General features: G+C 67.4%; 17 protein-coding genes. 7 read left to right on the top strand and 10 right to left on the bottom strand.

Features of this window, described 5'->3' with window-relative positions:
• The first annotated feature begins 93 nt into the window (after positions 1-93).
• Positions 94-1773 (top strand): acyl-CoA dehydrogenase family protein, encoded by a 1680-nt coding sequence (locus AB4Z37_RS06710; RefSeq protein ID WP_441515923.1) that lies wholly within the window; start codon positions 94-96, stop codon positions 1771-1773.
• A gap of 247 nt (positions 1774-2020) precedes the next feature.
• On the opposite strand, the gene AB4Z37_RS06705 is transcribed toward AB4Z37_RS06710, so the two are convergent.
• The 3 genes from AB4Z37_RS06705 to AB4Z37_RS06695 form a co-directional block, all read right to left on the bottom strand.
• Positions 2021-3211: an ABC transporter substrate-binding protein gene (locus tag AB4Z37_RS06705; protein ID WP_441515922.1), complete on the bottom strand. Its 1191-nt coding sequence runs from the start codon at positions 3209-3211 to the stop codon at positions 2021-2023.
• Positions 3212-3351: 140 nt separating this feature from the next.
• Complete coding sequence (locus tag AB4Z37_RS06700; RefSeq protein WP_441515921.1) at positions 3352-3834, bottom strand: YbaK/EbsC family protein; 483 nt, start codon at positions 3832-3834, stop codon at positions 3352-3354.
• Between the two features lie 160 nt (positions 3835-3994).
• Complete coding sequence (locus tag AB4Z37_RS06695) at positions 3995-4864, bottom strand: amidohydrolase family protein (RefSeq protein WP_441515920.1); 870 nt, start codon at positions 4862-4864, stop codon at positions 3995-3997.
• 368 nt (positions 4865-5232) lie between these two features.
• On the opposite strand from AB4Z37_RS06695, the gene ykgO reads away from it, so the two are divergent.
• From ykgO to AB4Z37_RS06675, 4 genes are all read left to right on the top strand, one after another.
• Positions 5233-5358, top strand: a complete 126-nt coding sequence (ykgO, locus tag AB4Z37_RS06690; RefSeq protein ID WP_006611362.1) for a type B 50S ribosomal protein L36 — start codon at positions 5233-5235, stop codon at positions 5356-5358.
• 128 nt (positions 5359-5486) lie between these two features.
• Positions 5487-6110 (top strand): hypothetical protein, encoded by a 624-nt coding sequence (locus AB4Z37_RS06685; protein WP_441515919.1) that lies wholly within the window; start codon positions 5487-5489, stop codon positions 6108-6110.
• A gap of 183 nt (positions 6111-6293) precedes the next feature.
• Positions 6294-7256 carry an alpha/beta fold hydrolase gene (locus AB4Z37_RS06680; RefSeq protein ID WP_441516141.1) on the top strand — a complete coding sequence of 321 codons (963 nt, stop codon included), beginning with the start codon at positions 6294-6296 and terminating at the stop codon, positions 7254-7256.
• 116 nt (positions 7257-7372) lie between these two features.
• Positions 7373-7798, top strand: coding sequence for an OsmC family protein (locus AB4Z37_RS06675; RefSeq protein WP_441515918.1), 426 nt, complete (start codon positions 7373-7375; stop codon positions 7796-7798).
• A 65-nt stretch (positions 7799-7863) separates the two neighbouring features.
• On the opposite strand, the gene pyk is transcribed toward AB4Z37_RS06675, so the two are convergent.
• The gene (gene pyk, locus AB4Z37_RS06670) at positions 7864-9300 is read right to left on the bottom strand and encodes a pyruvate kinase (protein WP_441515917.1); all 1437 of its coding nucleotides are present in this window, start codon (positions 9298-9300) and stop codon (positions 7864-7866) included.
• Positions 9297-9893, bottom strand: coding sequence for a DUF1036 domain-containing protein (locus tag AB4Z37_RS06665; RefSeq protein ID WP_441515916.1), 597 nt, complete (start codon positions 9891-9893; stop codon positions 9297-9299). The genes pyk and AB4Z37_RS06665 overlap by 4 nt, the downstream gene beginning before the upstream one ends.
• Positions 9894-10095: 202 nt before the next feature.
• Here AB4Z37_RS06665 and AB4Z37_RS06660 point away from each other — a divergent pair, with 202 nt between their 5' ends.
• Complete coding sequence (locus tag AB4Z37_RS06660; RefSeq protein ID WP_441515915.1) at positions 10096-10413, top strand: DUF1244 domain-containing protein; 318 nt, start codon at positions 10096-10098, stop codon at positions 10411-10413.
• Positions 10414-10471: 58 nt separating this feature from the next.
• On the opposite strand, the gene AB4Z37_RS06655 is transcribed toward AB4Z37_RS06660, so the two are convergent.
• The 3 genes from AB4Z37_RS06655 to AB4Z37_RS06645 all read right to left on the bottom strand — a co-directional run bounded on the left by AB4Z37_RS06655 (position 10472) and on the right by AB4Z37_RS06645 (position 13484).
• The gene (locus tag AB4Z37_RS06655) at positions 10472-11122 is read right to left on the bottom strand and encodes an OmpA family protein (protein WP_441515914.1); all 651 of its coding nucleotides are present in this window, start codon (positions 11120-11122) and stop codon (positions 10472-10474) included.
• Between the two features lie 125 nt (positions 11123-11247).
• Entirely contained in the window at positions 11248-11940 is a 693-nt protein-coding gene (locus AB4Z37_RS06650; RefSeq protein ID WP_441515913.1) for a tetratricopeptide repeat protein, read from the bottom strand.
• A gap of 95 nt (positions 11941-12035) precedes the next feature.
• Positions 12036-13484 (bottom strand): caspase family protein, encoded by a 1449-nt coding sequence (locus AB4Z37_RS06645; RefSeq protein ID WP_441515912.1) that lies wholly within the window; start codon positions 13482-13484, stop codon positions 12036-12038.
• A 376-nt stretch (positions 13485-13860) separates the two neighbouring features.
• Here AB4Z37_RS06645 and AB4Z37_RS06640 point away from each other — a divergent pair, with 376 nt between their 5' ends.
• Complete coding sequence (locus tag AB4Z37_RS06640; RefSeq protein WP_441515911.1) at positions 13861-14139, top strand: DUF2312 domain-containing protein; 279 nt, start codon at positions 13861-13863, stop codon at positions 14137-14139.
• 138 nt (positions 14140-14277) lie between these two features.
• Here AB4Z37_RS06640 and AB4Z37_RS06635 read toward each other — a convergent pair whose 3' ends face one another.
• Together AB4Z37_RS06635 and AB4Z37_RS06630 are read right to left on the bottom strand one after the other, a co-directional pair.
• Entirely contained in the window at positions 14278-15930 is a 1653-nt protein-coding gene (locus AB4Z37_RS06635) for a DUF882 domain-containing protein (RefSeq protein ID WP_441515910.1), read from the bottom strand.
• A 297-nt stretch (positions 15931-16227) separates the two neighbouring features.
• Positions 16228-18378 (bottom strand): L,D-transpeptidase family protein, encoded by a 2151-nt coding sequence (locus tag AB4Z37_RS06630; RefSeq protein WP_441515909.1) that lies wholly within the window; start codon positions 18376-18378, stop codon positions 16228-16230.
• Positions 18379-18590 lie beyond the last annotated feature (212 nt).

Here is an 18590-nt window from a genome sequence, read left to right as displayed (position 1 = left end):
TTCCAGCTGTATTGATAACACGGAAATTAATATTGGACGCTATCAATCGAAGGCGCGACCATGGCGCCTATGTCCATGCCCGGAGGCTTCGCCATGAAGGCCGATCTCGATCTCGCTGGCCCGATCCCTGACTCGCGCGGTCTCAACCTCTACCGCGCCGACCGTGATGCCGCGGCGCTGTTCGCCCATTATCTGCCGGCCACGCTGTTCAAGCATCTGGCACCAACCTTCGACCACCTCGGCGGCCTTGCCGGCGGCCGGCTCGATGAGCTCGCCGGCGTCGCCGACCGCAATCCGCCGACACTCAGCGTCCGCCGCCGCACCGGTGAGGACTGCAACGTGGTGGAAAAGCATCCGGCGTATGTGGAGATGGAGAAGCTGGCGTTCTCCGAGCTCGGGCTTGCCGCGGTGTCGCATCGTGGCGCGCTGGGCTGGTCGGAGCCGATGCCGCCGGCCGCCAAGTACGCGCTGACCTATCTGTTCGTGCAGGCCGAGTTCGGCCTGATGTGTCCCGTCAGCATGACCGACTCGCTGACGCGGACGCTGAAGCGCTACGGCGATCCCAACCTCGTCGGTCGCTTCATCGAGCGGCTGACCACGCTCGACTTCGACGAGCTGACCCAGGGCGCGATGTTCATGACAGAGCAGGGGGCGGGCTCCGACGTCGCCGCCACCGCGACGCGCGCCGTGCTGCAGGCCGACGGCACCTGGCAGCTCACCGGCGATAAATGGTTCTGCTCCAATGCCGATGCCGATCTGGCGATGGTGCTGGCGCGCAGCGAGGATGCGCCGGGCCTGAAAGGCATCTCGCTGTTCCTGCTGCCCAAGATCAGGGGCGACGGCACGCCGAACGCTTATCGGATCCTGCGCCTCAAGGACAAGCTCGGCACCCGCTCGATGGCGAGCGGCGAGATCCGCCTCGAGGGCGCGGAAGCCTACCTCGTCGGCGAGCGCGGCCGCGGCTTCCACCAGATGGCCGACATGGTCAACAACTCGCGGCTGTCCAATGGCGTGCGCGCCGCCGGCCTGATGCGGCGCGCGACCACGGAGGCGCTGTTCATCGCCCGCCGCCGCCAGGCATTCGGCAGGCGGCTGATCGAGCTGCCGCTGATGCGCCGCCAGCTCGCCAAGATGCTGGTGTGGAGCGAGCAGGCGCGCACCATGATGTTCCTGACCGCGGACGCGCTCGATCGCGCCAACCGCGGCGAGGCGGAGGGCGCCAAGCTCGCGCGCATCATGACGCCGCTGATCAAGTTCCGCGCCTGCCGCGACGCCCGCAAGGTCACCGGCGATGCCATGGAGGTGCGCGGCGGCTGCGGCTACATCGAGGAGTGGCCGGACGCGCGGCTGCTGCGCGACTCCCATCTCGGCTCGATCTGGGAAGGCACCTCCAACATCGTCGCGCTCGACGTGCCGCGCGCCATCGCCCGCGATGATGCGCTGCCGGCGCTACAGGCGCATCTTGATGCACTGCTGAAAGCAGCGGTGCTCGATGCGCCGACACAGGCACTGTTCGCCGGCCAGCTCGATCGGGTCTGCGCCTTCGCAGCTGACGTCGCCGCGCGCAAGGCCGAGCCGCAGGCGCGTCAGGCGGCATCCGCGCTCTACCACATCACCACGGCGATCGGTCTTGCCCATGAAGCGGCGACGCTCAAGGCGCCCCATCGCCTCGCGCTGGCGCGCCTCGTCCTCACCCACCGCCTGCTGCCGCGCGATCCGCTGGCGGCTGACGATGCCGAGGCGGCGCTGATCGACAGCGTGCTGGCGGGGTAGGGCGGGCACGCGACGTCGCGGCATGAGATGCGCTTCCCCTCGTCCTGAGGAGCGGCCGTCAGGCCGCGTCTCGAAGGGACGTGGCCGCTGCACCTGGGCCTCATGGTTCGAGACGGCGCGCAAGCGCGCCTCCTCACCATGAGGATGAGCCTGGCCGGCGTGTATGCGCCTTCGACACCGCGATTCAGCATAAAAAAAGCGGAGGCTTTCGCCTCCGCTTTGATGTCACGATCGCTGAACGAGCGGCTTACTTCGTCAGCGGGCAGCCGCTCTCCTTGGCCGAGGGGAACGCCTTGTCGCCGGGGATGGTGGCGAGCTGCTTGTAGTAATCCCACGGCTTCTTGGATTCCGACGGCTTCTTGACCTCGAACAGGTAGAGGTCGTGCACCATGCGGCCGTTGTCCTGCACCTTGCCCTGGGCGAAGGCGTCGTCAACAGGCAATTCCTTCAGCTTCTTGGCCACCGTATCGCTGTCCTTGGTGCCGGCGGCCTTGACCGCCTTGAGGTACTGCAGCGTCGCCGAGTAGGTGCCGGCCTGGATCATGCTCGGCATGCGGCCGGTGCGCTTGAAGAAGCGCTCGCTGAAGGCGCGCGACTTGTCGTCGCGGTCCCAGTAGAACGCTTCGGTCAGCACGAGGCCCTGCGCCGCCTGCAGGCCGAGGCCGTGCACTTCAGCGAGCGTCATCAAGAGGCCGGCGAGCTTCTGGCCGCCGGCGACAATGCCGAACTCGGCCGCCTGCTTGATCGAGTTGGAGGTGTCGAGGCCGGCATTGGCGAGCCCGATGACCTTGGCCTTCGAGCTCTGTGCCTGCAGCAGGAACGAGGAGAAGTCCGACGAGTTCAGCGGATGGCGCACCGCGCCGAGCACCTTGCCGCCCTTGGACTTGACGATGTCGCCGGTGTCCTGCTCCAGCGAGTAGCCGAAGGCGTAGTCCGCGGTCAGGAAGAACCAGGTGTCGCCGCCCTGCTCGGTCAGCGCGCCGCCGGTGCCGACGCCGAGCGCGTGGGTGTCGAACGACCAGTGGAAGCCGTAGGGCGTGCAGGCGTCGCCGGTGATGCGCGAGGTGGCGGCGCCGACCACGATGTCGATCTTCTTCTCCTGCTTGGCGAGGTCCTGGATCGCCAGCGCCACCGACGATGTCGTCAGTTCGGTGATCATGTCGACCTTGTCGACATCGAACCACTTGCGGGCGATGCTGACCGCGAGGTCGGGCTTGTTCTGGTGGTCGGCGGTGACCAGATCGATCTTCTGGCCGAGCACCTCGCCGCCGAAGTCCTCGATCGCCATCTTCGCCGCTTCCACCGACCATTTGCCGCCGTAGTCGGCATAGACGCCCGATTGATCGTTGAGGATGCCGATCTTGACGCCCTGTGCCGACGCGGCACCGCCCAGCAACAGGCTGCAAGCGGCGACGGCGGACAAGAATTTCAGTTTCATAAGTGCCTCCCGGCTTCTTGGTGGTTTGGGGCTGCCGACCCTGGTTCGGCCGGCGGCCCCTTGTACAGCAAAGTCGCAGGCCTGTGCGATCAGACCTTTTTCCGAGAGCGCAATGCTTGAATACACGGCCTCAATGGGCATCAAGCCTGGGCCGGCACTGGAGCGGGCTCGCAGACGTCGACCCATTCGGCCGCCGTCAGGCGCGCCATCCGTTCCGGTGTGATGCGCACCGCGCTGTTGGTCGATCCCGCCGCCGGGACGACCTCGTCGAACGCCCGCAGCGACACGTCGCAATACACCGGCAGCGGTGTCGGCAGGCCGAACGGGCAGACCCCGCCAACCGGATGGCCGGTGGCGGCCACCACCTCCTCGGCGCCCAGCATTCTCACCTTGCCGCCGAACACCGCGCGCGCCTTCTTGTTGTCGAGCCGCGCGGTGCCGCAGGTCACCACCAGCAGCACCTGGTCGCCGACACGCAGCGACAGCGTCTTGGCGATGCGCTCGGGCGTCACGCCGAACGCCTCGGCGGCGAGCGCGACGGTGGCGGAGCTCTGCTGCGCTTCCAGCACGGTGATGTCGGGGGCGTGCGCGGCGAAGAACGCGCGGACCGATTCGAGACTCATGAACTCATCCTGGAACGGTATGCGGATGCGGCGCTGGCCACACCGACGGGGGCGCACCATGCCCAAAGCCGTCCGTGCCGACAAGCAATGCCGGCGCAGGTCAGGGCCGCCCGGCGCAGGAGGCGTCCGGCGTCCGGCGTCGACCGGCCGAGGCGAGCGGTCAGAGGTTCAGCAGCTTGCGCGCGTTGCCCTTGAGCACCTTCGGCCGCACCTCATCGCGGATGTCGAGCTTGGCGAAATCCGCCATCCAGCGGTCCGGTGTGATCACCGGCCAGTCGGAGCCGAACAGCATCTTGTCCTGCAGGATGGTGTTGACGTAGCGCACCAGGATCGGCGGGAAGTATTTCGGCGACCAGCCGGAGAGGTCGATGTAGACGTTGGGCTTGTGGGTCGCGACCGACAGTGCCTCCTCCTGCCAGGGGAAGGAGGGGTGGGCGAGGATGATCTTCATGTCGGGGAAGTCGACCGCGACATCGTCGATGTACATCGGGTTGGAGTATTTCAGCCGCATGCCGTTGCCGCCGGGCATGCCCGAGCCGACGCCGGTCTGCCCGGTATGGAACAGGGCGATGGAGCCGGCCTCGGCAATCGCCTCATAGAGCGGATAGGCCATGCGGTCGTTGGGATAGAAGCCCTGCATGGTCGGGTGGAACTTGAAGCCCTTGATGCCGTAGTCGGCGATCAGCTTGCGCGCCTCGCGGGCGCCGAGCTTGCCCTTGGCCGGGTCGATGCTGGCGAACGGGATCAGGACGTCGGAATTCTGCGCCGCCAGCTCCGCCATCTCGTAGTTGTTGTAGCGGCGGAAGCCGGTCTCGCGTTCGGCGTCGACCGGGAAGATCACCGCGGCGATTTTCTTGGCGCGGTAGTAGGCGGCGGTCTCCGGCACCGTCGGCGGGTGCTTGTGGGGCGACTTGAAGTAGTCGGCCATGGCGGCCTGGAAATCGTCATAGCCGTCGTCGCCGTGGGTGCCGCAGGGCTCCTCCGCATGGGTGTGGATGTCGATGGCGATGACGTCGTCGAGATTGAGCATGCAAGCACCCGGCAGCAGGAGGATAAGGCCAGCCTGAAATTGATTATATTCTATAACGAATTTTGGAGCCGCGGAAGAGATGTTTCCAGCGCTGGCGCGAGGCATTCCCGGTGCCAGCCGGCGCAATATCGCGCGAGAATCTCGTTTATGTCAGCAAAATCATATACTAAGGTTTCGGAAGGCGAGTTCCGGGCGCCGCGGCAGCTAGGGGAAAGAGCGACAAAACACGTGCGGTCGCATTGACATTCCACTGTCGCATGGCTTAGAAACCGCCGGTCTCGCGCAGCTCGACTGCCGGCGGGACGTTCCCGAATTTATCCTTGTTTTTCGGCCTCCTAGGGCGGCCTTTCAACGAGCAGGTTTGTCCCATGAAGGTCCGTAATTCGCTGAAGTCGCTGCGTGGCCGCCACCGCGCCAACCGTCTGGTCCGTCGCAAGGGCCGGGTTTACGTGATCAACAAGGTCCAGCGCCGTTTCAAGGCCCGCCAGGGCTGATTGAGCGTCGACGCCGTGCTCCGGTGATCTGCCGGAGTCCTGGGTTGTCCACATCACGCCTGTTTGACGCTGTCGCGCTTTGCAGTGCGAAAAAGCACGTCTAGACTTCCCCCATGGCTAACCTGTCCATGGCAATGCGTGTACTCGCCGCGACGGCCGTCGTCGCGATGATTGGAGCCGCGCCCGCCGTCGCCCAGCGGCCGCAGCTCGGTCCGCCCACGGCCAAGCTGCCTGAGCCTCCCAAGGAGCTGCCGCGTGTCGGCGGCGACAAGACCAGAAATCTCGATTTCCTGTTCGGCGCCCTCAAGGTTGCGCCCGACGAGGCCAGCGCCAGGCATGTCGAGGCGCGGATCTGGGCGATCTGGTCGTCTACCCCCAGCGATACCGCCGCGCTGCTGATGGCACGGGCCAGCGCCGCCATCGAGACGAAACAGCTCGACGTCGCGCTGAAGCTGCTCGATGCGGTGGTCAAGCTGCGGCCTGAGTATATCGAGGGCTGGAACCGGCGGGCGACGGTCTATTACCTGAAGAACGACTACGTCCATGCGCTGCTGGACATCCGCCAGGTGCTCGCCCGCGAGCCGCGCCATTTCGGCGCGCTGGCGGGGCTTGGCATGATCATGCAGGAGTATGGCGACGACAAGCACGCGCTTGCCGCGTTCCGCCAGGCGCTGGCCCTCAACCCCCGGCTGGAGAAAGTCCCCGATCTCGTCAAGGGGCTGGCCGAGAAGGTCGAGGGGCGGGATATCTAGTGTCCCTGTTCTCACATTCGCATCACGTTGCGGCAGGCCCCTTTGTGACTGAAGCGAATGTCAGATCCGCCATTCCAGCAGACAGATCGCTGTCGACGGTGTTTCGCGCGCCGATGGGGCGTGGGGCGGAAACCATCGGTTGATTGGGCCGTATCTCGAGGTGTGAAGCGCCGGATGATCTCGATGATTGGGGTGTGGGTTGCGGTCGCGCTGGTCGTGCTGGCGCTGATCACGTGGATTGGCGTGGCCGTCATCGAACGGATCTATCGCCCGGCGGGGCGCCTGATCGAGGTGGCTGGCGGGCGCTTGCATGTCGTCGACATCGGGCCGCACGACGCCGGCCTGCCGCTGGTGCTGGTGCATGGCGCGAGTTCGAACCTGCAGTCGATGCGGTTGCCGCTCGGCGACCGGCTGGCCCGGCGCCACCGCGTGATCCTGATCGACCGGCCGGGGCACGGCTTCAGCGTTCGGGAGCGTCTCGACGATGCGACCCCGGTGATCCACGCCGCGATGATCGACGAGGCGCTTGGCAAGCTCGGCATCACGCGCGCGATCTTTGTGGTGCATTCGCTGGCCGGCACGCTGGGGCCGGCAATGGCGCTCAACCATCCCGACCGCGTCGCAGGGCTGGTGATGCTGGCGCCTGTCACCCATCCCTGGCGTGGCAGCGGCGTCGCCTGGCACGATACGCTGGCGACAGTGCCGGTCGTCGGACCGCTGTTCGCGCGCACCATGGCGCTGCCGGCGGGATTGCCGGTTCTCGAGCCGGGCGCACGCTCCGCTTTCGAGCCGCAGGCGATGCCCGCGCGATATGTCGGCGAGGCCGCGCTGGCGCTGCTGCTGCGTCCGTCCGAATTCCTCGCCAATGCGCACGACCGTGTCACGCTCAAGGCCAGTGTGATCGCGCAGGTCGGCCGTTACAGTGAGATCGCGGTGCCGACCACGGTGATCGCCGGCGATGCAGATACCATCGTGCCGATCAACGTGCATGCCCGCGCCTTCGTCGCGGCCGTGCCGCACGCGCAACTGGTCGAACTCGCAGGCGTCGGCCACATGGTCCAGAACGCCGCGCCGGACCTGGTGATCGAGGCGGTCGAGGCCATGGTCGCGGAACTCGCCCCGGTTCGCCAGTTCGCCGAGCCTTGAGCCGGACGCTCCGCGCGTGCAAGATGCGCGCGCATCAAGCTGACATATCCATCGACGATCATGCGACAGGCGGGCCGCCGGTTCTCGACGGGCCGCCACAGCACAAGGAGTTGGACATGAAGACACACGGTTCGGCCGTCTGGAGCGGCGGCATCAAGGACGGCAAGGGTGCCATCTCCACCAAGAGCGGCGCACTCAACGCCTATCCCTATGGCTTCGCCAGTCGCTTCGAGGGCAAGCCGGGCACCAACCCGGAAGAGCTGATCGGCGCCGCGCATGCCGGCTGCTTTACCATGGCGCTGTCGCTGATCCTCGGCGAGGCCAAGCTCACCGCGGAGCACATGGAGACCACGGCGGAAGTGACGCTCGACAAGGTCGCCGACGGCTTCGCCATCACCGCCGTGCACCTGACGCTGCGCGCGAAGATTCCGGGCGCCGATGACAAGACCTTCCAGGAGCTCGCCGCCAAGGCCAAGGCCGGCTGCCCGGTGTCGAAGCTGCTCAAGGCCGAGATCTCGCTCGACGCCGCATTGGTCGGCTGAGCACGATCAGAAGCATGAACCACGGCGCGTGGAGCGCCGTGGTTCGATGACAGGCAAAGCCTGCTTTATGCTTTGGCGTCGCCGTTCGGGCCGACGGAGGCGATGCGCACCATGTTGGTGGTGCCGGGGCGGCCGAGCGGAACGCCGGCGACGATGATGACGCGCTGGCTGGCCTTGGCGAAGCCGTCGCGGAAGGCGATGCGGCCGGCGCGCTCCACCATGTCGTCCTGGTCGTGGGCGTCTTCCGCGATCACGCAATGCACGCCCCACACCAGCGACAGCTTGCGCCCCGTGGTCAGGTTCGGGGTGATCGCCACCACCGGCGGCTTCGGCCGCTCGCGCGCGACGCGCAGCGCGGTCGAGCCGGAGCTGGTCCAGCAGATCAGTGCCGAGAGGTCGAGCGTCTCGGCGATCTGCCGCGCGGCGTCGGCGATGGCGTCGCCCACGGTCGCTTCCGGATCGGGACGCTGCGCGCTGATCACCGAGCGGTAGGTCGGATCGCGCTCCACTTCCTCGCCGATGCGGTTCATGGTGGCGACCGCCTCGACCGGATACTTGCCCGCGGCCGATTCAGCCGACAGCATGATGGCGTCGGCGCCCTCGAACACCGCGGTGGCGACGTCGGAGACTTCGGCGCGCGTCGGCACCGGCGACTGGATCATCGATTCCAGCATCTGGGTGGCGATCACCACCGGCTTGCCGGCGCGACGCGCCAGCCGCGTGATCTGCTTCTGCAGGCCGGGCACGCGCTCGGCCGGCAATTCGACGCCGAGATCGCCGCGCGCCACCATCAGCGCGTCGGACACCTCGACGATCTCGGGCAGGCGGTCGATCGCCTGCGGCTTCTCGATCTTGGACATCACCGCGGCGCGGCCGCGCGTCAGCTTCTTGGCCTCGACCACGTCGTCGGGACGTTGCACGAACGACAGCGCGATCCAGTCGACGCCGGCTTCCGCGGCGGCTTCGAGGTCGGCGCGGTCCTTGGAGGTCATCGCCGACACCGGCAGGTCGGTGTCCGGCAGGCTGACGCCCTTGCGGTCCGACATCTTGCCGCCGATCACCACGCGGGTGATGGCGCGCTCGGGCGTGGTGTCCTCGGCGATCAGCCGCACCTTGCCGTCGTCGAGCAGCAGCGCATGGCCGGGGCGCAGTGCCGCGAGGATCTCCGGATGCGGCAGCATCACGCGGGTCTTGTCGCCGAGCGCCGGGTTGGAATCGAGGGTGAAGGTCTCGCCGTTGTTGAGCTGGGCCGCGCCCTCGGCGAACTGGCCGAGCCGCAGCTTCGGGCCCTGCAGGTCGACCAGGATGCCGATCGGCCGGCCATAGCTGGTCTCGACATTGCGGATGGTGGTGACCAGCTCCCGCATCTTGTCATGCGAGGTGTGGCTCATGTTGATGCGGAACACGTCGGCGCCCGCCTCGAACAGCTTGCGCAGCGTCGCGCTGTCGGAGGAGGCCGGGCCGAGGGTGGCGAGAATCTTGATGCGCCGCAGGCGTCTCATTGCGGTTTCTGTCCTGGTGCTGCGGGGGGAATTCCCGGCGTCGCGGGCGGCACACCGAGCTGTGGCGCTCCGCCTGAGGGGGGAGAATTGGGCAGGCCCGGCAAGCCCGGCGCGGGCTTCTGCTGTTCGGCGGATTCGGTCAGCTGCACGGTCCAGGCGCGCTGGTCACCGGTGTCGACCTCGAAGAAGCCGGTGCGGTCGTAGCCGCGGGCGAGGCAATCCTCGGTGCCCTTGATGGTGAATTCCTTGTCACGCGAACACATAAACGCCTGCCCGGACCATTCGCCGCCGCGATCGTAGTCGACGGCGTAGATGTAATAGTATCGTGCGACAAGCGTGCCACGCAGCAGAGTCTCGCAGCTGCGCGCGGAGATGTTCCACCAGCCTTCCGTGGTCCAGCCCTCGGCATCCTTGTAGCCGAGCGCGATGCCGACGCGGCTCGAGGTGTTGTTGCAAAGACGGAAGTCCGCAGCCGCCGGCGTGCTGAAGCCGCACAGCGCGACAAGCGCCACCACAGCCGTCAGCATCGCCAGCACATGCTGTGCGGCGCGCGGGCGGACGAGGGCAAGGTGCGAACGATCGGGTGCGGTCATTTCGTCAGATTTATCAATCGATTGTTGATTTCGCGTAACCGACCGACCCTGTCAACGGCGATCGCGATCAATTCCTCGGTCGCGCGGCCCGGCCATTGTCGCCCCTGGGCGAGGCAGCGCACCGATTTGGCCTGCGATATGGCAAAATCTGTGACAATTCCTTATCTGTGGGGGCACGCAGGTCACAATTCGGGATCACGCCATGTCCGATACCAACGCCCCGCTCGACGACAAAACCAGAACAGAGCTGGAGGCGGCGGCTTTCCGCCGGCTGGTGGCGCACTTGCGGGAGCGCACCGACGTTCAGAACATCGACCTGATGAATCTGGCCGGGTTCTGCCGCAACTGCCTGTCGAACTGGCTGAAGGATGCGGCCGACGAGCGTGGTGTCGCACTGACCAAGGACGCGAGCCGCGAGGCGGTCTATGGCATGCCCTATGACGCCTGGAAGGATAAATACCAGGCGGCCGCGACCCCGGCGCAGCTCGCGGCGATGAAGAAGAGCCATCCGGGGCACTAGATCGCTGCTGGTTGCATCCGACACGTGTTGCGATGCACGCGCGCGTGGTGGTCCCGGGCTATTGCGTGGGCGCCTTGTCCGTCATGGTGACCACCTGCACGCGGCGGTTGGCCGGGTCGGTGGGATTGTCCGGGTTCTTCAGCTTGGTCTTGCCGTATCCCACGGTCACGAGGTCCGCGGCGGTGACGCCGTATTTTTCGACCAGCGCATGCTTGATCGAATCTGCGCGGCGCTCGGAGAGATCCTGGTTGTAGGCTTCGCCGCCACTGGCGTCGGTGTAGCCGGCGACCACGAAGGTCGCCCCCCTCAAGGCCGGATCCGACAGTGCCTTGCCGAGCGCCTCGACCTGGGGCAGCGCCTTCGCGCTGATGTCGGCGGAGTTGTAGTCGAAGGTGATTTCAAGTTCGATGTTCGGCTTGTCGCGCGCGATGGTCGCGATCTCGTCGCGCTCGGTCAGCGACAGCGAACGCGTCGGCCGGTTGCGCAGGCTGGCGATGAATTTGCTTTCCGCAGCCGCTGCGGCCTGATCGGGGTGGGGCGCGGCCATGCTGCGCGTCACCCGCGGTTTCGCCGTCAGGGCGTTGAGGATCTGATCGGAGCTTACGCCGTCGCCGGCCAGGGCATAACCCCCGCTCAGCGCCAGGACGAGACCGCCGGCCATGGCGACACGGCGCGGGGCTGATGTGGCTGCGCGGAACGATGTCAACATCGCATCCTCCTGATGCCGTCGTTCGACCTGTCCCGGAGGACGGCTGCGGAACCGCCGGCCTTCGGCTGTCGTCTTCTTGGTGTCGGCCAGCGAGCGCCCGGTTCAAGGCCCGGCGGCGCCGATGTTCACCGCAGCCCGTAGCTGGCGAATTCGTTGGCGATGTTCGGGTTGATGGTCTTCGCGCTGCGGATGTCCTGCTCGCCATCGGCAACCGCGCCGTCGCGCAGCTTCGCAAGGCCTCGCCCGTACAGCGACGAGGCGAGGCGCGGATTGACCGCAAGCGCGGCGCTGAAGTCGGTGATGGCGCTGTGTACCCGCCCGCTCTTGAGATTGAGCAGCCCGCGGCTGTCGAGCGCATCGGCAAAGCCGGGCTGCAGCCGCAGCGCCTCCTCGCAGTCCTTCGACGCGGCGCCGAGATCGCCCATCACCGTGCGGGTCCAGCAGCGGTTGTTGTAGGCCTCGACGTCGCGGGGGTTGAGGCGGATGGCTTCGCTGAAATCCTTGATCGCCAGATGATAGGCGCCCAGCACGGCATAGCGCTGGCCGCGCCGGTACCACACCGCGCGATCGGCGGGATTGGCCGCGATGCGGCCGCTCAACTGCCGGATCGCCGGGTCAGCGGCGACGGCCTTGTCATCGAAGGTCGGTGGCGGTCCTTCGGCAGGCAGCGCAGGCTGCTCGGTGGCGGGTGGAGGCTGTGCCGGGGATGCTGGCGGCGACGACGGGACATCGATCCGATCGACCGCGGCGTGCGACGGCAGCACCGGCTGCAGGAGCAGCAGCACCAGGCCGATCCGGAGGCGGAGGCGGACGATCATGCGGCGCGGGTCCCGAGCCATCGCACGGCCAGTCTACACCACGGCGGCGGATCCCTTAAGATCGCACACCGGGGCATGCTTCGCTCGAAAACACGCTAGTAGCGCTGGCCGCGACCGCCATAGGTGCCGCCGCCGCCACGCATGACGCCGCCGCCACCGCCGAAGCGGCCGATGCCGATCCCGATGCCGCCGACGATCGGAGGCACATAGACGGGCCGGGGCGGCGCCTCATAGACGACCTCCTCGTCGGGCGGCGGCCGGCGACGGCGGCGCGGCGGTGTGTCGTCGTCGTCGCGCTTGGCGCGCTTCACGCTGCGCTTGGCCGGGCGATCGTCATCGGCCTTCTGTTTGGTCGGCGGGCTGGGCTGGCCGCACGGGCAGGTCGGCCCGAGCGCCACATTGGCGAGCGCGTTCGCCGGCAGCGGGCGGTTGCGCAGCCGTTCCATCAGCTTGCGTGCGGTCGCCGCGAGATCGCCGTCGGGATAGAGCTTCAGGTAGGCTTCGAAGCCGGCGCTGGTGTTGATGTAGATCGCGGTCTGCCAGGCGATCATGTGCCGGCGGCGGTCGAGCAGGCCGCGCACCTGCGGCGCGAACGGCGGCTGTGCGTACAGCGCGACGAAGGCTTCATAGGCCTCGACGCTGTCATCGGCGATCACGAGGTCGTAGGCGGCCTGCGGCGGCTTGCCCTGCAACTGCTTCTTCCATTCATCGGCGGAGCGGGTCGGCGTCGCCGGCGGCCGGACGTCGTTCTGATCCTTGGTGGGGAAAAAGCGGAAGGCGTCGGTCAGCGAGGAACTGTCCCACGGCGTCTGCCGGCCACTGGTGTCCTGGTTGACCGCCACGCGCACGCGCTTGAACGTCTCCTCGATGGAGAGGCCGGGCTCGCGCGCGGCTTTCAGCAGCGCGGTGGTATAGGGGCTGTTGACGCCGCGGCCGTCCTCGGCCTCGGCGCCGGGCGAGGTCGAGTAGGAGATGAAGGTGCCGGCGGCGTTGGCTTTGGCGTCGACCATGGCAAAGCCGTGGCCCGCGGTCCTGGCCAGCTCCGGGAACGGGTTGTTGCGGCAGGCGTCGAGCAGCAGGATGCGCATCCGGCTCGGCACCGAGGCGAGCGTGTTGAGGACGTCGTTCAGTCGCACCGCCTGCAGCGGAATGTCGGCCTCGCGCTTGGGGTCGACGTCGACAGGCACCAGGAAGTTCTCGCCGTCGATCTGCAGGCCGTGGCCGGCATAGAACAACAGCGCGATGGTGTCCGGGCCGGTGTCGGCAATCTTGCCGGCGAATTTGCTCACCGCCGTGCGCATGTCGGTCTGAGACAGGTCGGCGGTGCTGATCACGTCGAAGCCGGCATCGGTCAGCAGCTGCGCCATCATTCTGGCGTCGTTGGCGGGATTGGGCAGCTCGGTGACCGAGCGGTAGGCGGACTGGCCGATCACCAGAGCCACACGGCTCTGGGCATGGGCCGCGTCAGGGGCGGCCAACAGTGATCCCAGCAGGGATATGGCGGCAATCACAAGGGTGTGGAGCAGGCGGGCGGAACGGAGCATGACACCACCTCGGGCGATGGTCTGGCGGCCGCCATTGACCTCTGGGCCGGCAGCCTAGGTGTGTCTGGCGGCGGCAGGCGGAGGTTCACGCGCATCGCGCTGTGTCGCGGGGTTCCGTGAGCGTGGTCGTGCCGCCGGTCGGGCCGTGGCCGGCAACTTCCCTGTGGGTCGCTGTGGATGAGCCGTGACGCGCCTTGACGGCGGGCTGCCATCTCTTGAGTGTCATTTCCAGTTGCCCTGCCGTCGCCGTGTCCGGCGAACGGGGCGGGGCCTTTGGACGACGTCCACGGGACAAGGTGATCTCAGGCGGCACGGAGCATGCTCCGGGTCAGGGAACCGCTGACGTTCCGGTCAGGTATCATTCGGGAGTATTGCGATGGCCACCTCAGCCGCCCTCAAGGAAGAAGACGAAGCCCCGGCGACCCGCTTCGCCAAAGATCAGCTCAAGGCCATCATCGAGCGCATCGAGCGGCTGGAAGAAGAGAAGAAGACGATCTCCGACGACATCCGCGACGTCTATGCGGAGGCGAAGGGCAACGGCTTCGACGTCAAGGTGCTGCGGACCATCATCCGCCTGCGCAAGCAGGACGCCAACGAGCGCCAGGAGCACGACACGATCCTGGAGACCTACATGCAGGCGCTCGGCATGCTGTGACGGCGGGCGCCGTCCGGTCTTTCATCGTCCGATCGGTTGACAGATGCATCCGCCCGGCCGCCGCAAGGCGCGCCGGGTGGTTGCGTTGTGCCGTGGACGTGTCTGGCGTGAGGGGCGTCGGCCGCGGGCCCGGACGGTTCAGCGCAGCGAGGCGGTGCGCACCGTGAATGAGGTCGTCGCCAGGGTGGCGTAGGCCGAGCCGGAGAAGCGCTCGCAGGTCAGGCCGAGCTGCGGGTCGTTCGAGAAGGTCATCGCCACCGTCGAGGTCGGCTTGATGAACAGCTGCCGCATCACCGTCATGTCCTGGTCACTGATCGAGCTTGTCAGCATGGCGGTGCTGGCGCTCGGGGCGAGGATCATCGCCCGCATCCACACGCTGTTGGCGTTGGTCGCCGGCGACAGGCGCAGCGCGGTGGTGATCGCCGACGGGCGGTTCTGCTGGCCTTTGATCACCACGGTATTGATGTCGGTGTTGCGTGCGGCGGCCGCCGGACGGGCGAAACGTGGAATCGGTGCGCTGGCGGCGACAATGCGGCTGCGATCGATCGGCGGCGACGGCGGCGCATACGCCAGCGCCTGGCTGTCCCTGGCGGGCGCATCTTTGGGCAGGCTGGCAGTGGACTGCGGGTCAGCCGCGGCGAAGGCGTTCCGGGCGGCGAGCCGGGCGACCTGTTCGGGCGTCGCCTGCTTCGGCTTGCCGGCATCGTCATCCCAGAAGCCGCGGGCATTGATGATGTCGGCCGGCGTCTGCGGCTTCGGTGCGGTCGCCGCGGGCGCGGGCGGTTCGGCCTGCGCCGTCCTGGTGGGGGCGGGCTTCGGCGCGGGCAGGGACACCGTCTGGCTTTCGGCGGATGCCACCTGATAGGTCACGGGCATCACCGGCTTGGCGCGCGGCAGCGGGATCGGGCCGGCAGGCTTGCCGGCATCGAGGGATGCGGCGAGCGCCACCGGCGTCGCCTTGGCGGGATCGTCGGTGGCCGCGGCTGCGGGCGCGGCCGGGCCTTCATCGTCTTCCTCGGCCTGCTTGCCGCGGAACAGCGCGGCCAGCAGGCTGGGCTTGCCGGAGGAGGCGTCGCCATCGCCACCGGCCTTGCGGCGCTGGACCTCGGCGAGCGCGAGCTGGTAGCCGGGCAGCGGGTTGCCGTCGCTCGGCACGTGCACGGTGTGGCCGCTCGGGAATACACGCACCAGCTGCTCGCGGGTCATGCGCGGCCAGTGCCGCACATTGCCGGTGTCGAGATGCACGAAGGGCGATCCCGAGGTCGGGTAAAAGCCGACGCCGCCGCGCTGCAGCCGCAGGCCGGCGAAACGGATCTGCTCCAGCGGCACGCCCGGAATGTAGAAGTCCATGGCGTGGCCGAGCATGTGCTGGCTGAACCGCGCGACGCCGGAATGCGCCGAGCGACGGCGCAGCATCGCGTTGGTGCCGGGTGAGCGGTAGGCGGAAATAATCTGGATCGGCTGCTTGCCGTCGACGTCGCGGTAGACTTCCCACAGGATGTCGAACAGATGGCGGTCCATCACGGTCGAATCCTGGGAGCGCCAGTCGCGCAGGAAGTGATTGATCTGCTTCAGCGCGGCCTCGTCGTAGCGGCCGTTGCGCTTGAAGGTGACGGTGAGGTTTTCGCCGGAATGGGTGTGGTGGAAGGAGAGGGTGCGGGTGTCTCCCGACGCGGTGGCATCGTGCACACTGCGGGCGCCGCCCAGCAGCAGCAGGGCCGCCACTCCAAGGCGGACACCGGCGCGCGGAATCGACACCAAGCTAGAGCTGCGTGCGAAACGGCTCAGCACGTCAGAACGATCCCCTTAAGACGACCCAAATGTCAGACGACCCGATTTCAAGTCGGAACCACCCGCGTCACCCCGTGCGGCGAGGATGGTGAATGCAGTCTTAAATGACGATCAGTTAATCGAGCTTTGACGGCCCCCCGATCAACCGGCCGTGAACAGCTAACCGGCCGACTATGGCAAAAAAGGGCCGCCGCATACCATCCCGATGCGGTCGTGGTTAACGAACAAGGGCTCCGCTTGCGCGAAGCCCTTGTCATATCAAATGAATTTCCCGTTTGGCGGGTCAGGTGCCGCGCTTCAGCGGGTGTAGACCCGCCGCTGCGGCCGCACTGGCGCCGGCGGAACCGGCGGACCGCCGAACAGCCGTTCGAAGAAATTGAAGCCGCTGCTGGCGCCGCCGCCGTCATTGTTCATCGCTACGCCCTGCGGGATGTCGCCCTTCGGTCGGCTGTAGCTCGGCTGGGCATGGGCGACCACCGCTTCGAGGTCCTTGCCCTCGCTGCCGCGCAGGATCGCCAGCATCTGGGCATCGCGGCCGTAGATGTCCTTGCGGAATTCGAGCTTGCCGGCGTCGTCCACGAACGCGGTCTGATAGGTGATGTTCACGGGGATCGGCGTCGGGAACTTGAGGTCGATCTCGCTCGAGCCGTACATGCTGCGGATGCGCTCCGGCGTGTAGTGCTCGTTGGGCATGGTGATGTTGAGCAGCGTCGCGGCGTACTGGTCGGGGTTCTGCACCCGCATGCAGCCGTGGCTGTAGGCGCGCTCTTCCTTGGCGAACAGGTGCTTGTCCGGCGTGTCGTGCTGGTAGACGAGGAACTTGTTCGGGAAGTTGAAGCGGATGCGTCCCAGCGCATTGCGCTCGCCCGGCGGCTGCCAGACATGGATGCTGCCGTCCCGGCTGCGCTCGAGCTTCAGCCCGATGCGCTCCAGCGCGCCCGGGTCCTGCTGCAGCGCCGGCAGGTACTCGTTGTAGATGATCGACGGCGGCACGTTCCAGGTCGGGTTGACGGTGATGTACTTCATCGTTTCCGTCAGCAGCGGCGTCGCGTGTGTGCCTGGCTTGCCGGTGACGACGCGGGTCGTCCACACCTGCTGGCCGTGCTGCATCACCTTGAGCGTGTAGTCGGGGATGTTGAGGATCACATAGGCGTCGCCGACCGCGGGGGCGCCGAGGTCGCGTGGCAGCCAGCGCCAGCGCTCCATGTTGACGCGCACGATGTCGATCTGGCGGTCCTTCTTCGGGCTGTTCAGCGCGCGAATGGTCGGCGCATCGAGCATGCCGGTGGCTTTCAGGTCGTTGTTCGCCTGGAATTTGCGGACCGCGCCCGCGACGTCCTGATCGTAATGCGTGTCGTCGGCATTCTCGGTGACGCCGAGGCGGACGCGCAGCTGCGGCACGCGCGGATCCTCCGTCACCACGGCAGGCTGCTTCTTGCGGGCCGGCGTAAACTTCAGCGGCTCGCCGTCGGCGATCGGCGTCGTCGGCGCCTCGGAGCGCGCGCGCAGCTCGGCGAGCTTCGCCTTCAGCGCGAGATAGCCCTTGTGCCTCGGATTGTAGGAATCGAGCGCAGCGGCGACGTCCTTGGCGGCGGCGACGTTGGCGATCACCTGGGCCGGATCGGTCGGATGCTCGGGATAGGAAATGTCGGCGCTGACGCGCGACCAGTGCATGCGGCCGCTCTGCGCCTGGCGGGCGTAATCGAGCAGGCTTGCCACCAGCCGCAGCTCGGCTTCCGCCTGGGCGTCAGGGGTGGTCGCCGCGGCGAAATCCGGCGTCGGATAGTCGGCCGGATCGAGGCCGTCGCTGGCCGCGTCCTTGAGGCGGGCGATCGCCGCCTTGGCACGTGAGGTGGCGACGCCGCCCTGGGTCAGCACCGGGGCGTAGTCACGGCCCTTGTAGAATGCTTCCACCGCGGCGCGCTCGGCCTTGCGATCGAACAGCTTGCTGCCACGGGTAGCGATGAGGTCGCGCAGCTTGTCGGCGACGGGCTGGTCGGCGGCAGGCACGCTGGAGGCGGCCTGCACCGGCGCCGGCGCAGCATCCCTGGTCGCACTGTCTTTCGCCGGAGCCGCCGGGGTTTCCCTGGCTGCGGTGTCTGCTGCGGGCGCGGTCGGCGCGGCTGCGGTGTCCGGCGCCTTGTCCGGGATGGTCGCGGCCGCGTCCTTGGGCTTGCTCTCCAGCGGTGCGGCGGCCGTGGCGGGGCTGGCGTCGACCGGCTTCGCTTCGGCAGCCGGCGCGATATCGGCGGCGGTCGGCGGCGGGACGTTGGCGGGCTCGGGCATCGGCACCGCGGCGTCGATCGCGAGGTCCGCGGGGCTCTTCGCTGGGGCGGACTGGGCCAGGGCACTGGTCGAGACGGCGGTCGAGGAGACCATGAGGAAGCTCGCCGCCACCGCCATGATCATGCGGTCGTAAGCGGTCCGGCCTTTCGAAGCGTCATGCATTCTCATACCCCTTGCAGGCCCGGTTCCGCCGGTGGCCTGCCCTCCCTGATCTGATTCGATCGACAACCTACTGCAAAAGCACCGGTTTCAAAGCGGGCCTGGTGCACATCGACGCAGCGGCAAAGACATACACGCGGCCGACTCGGGCGGCTAGCAGCCGATGGATCAACTCACGCGAAACTGACTGCAGATTCCCCGGTGGTGCAACGTCT

The organism is Bradyrhizobium sp. 2TAF24 (assembly GCF_052115025.1).
Classification (GTDB): domain Bacteria; phylum Pseudomonadota; class Alphaproteobacteria; order Rhizobiales; family Xanthobacteraceae; genus Bradyrhizobium_A.
This window is presented reverse-complemented; position numbering and strand designations above follow the sequence as displayed.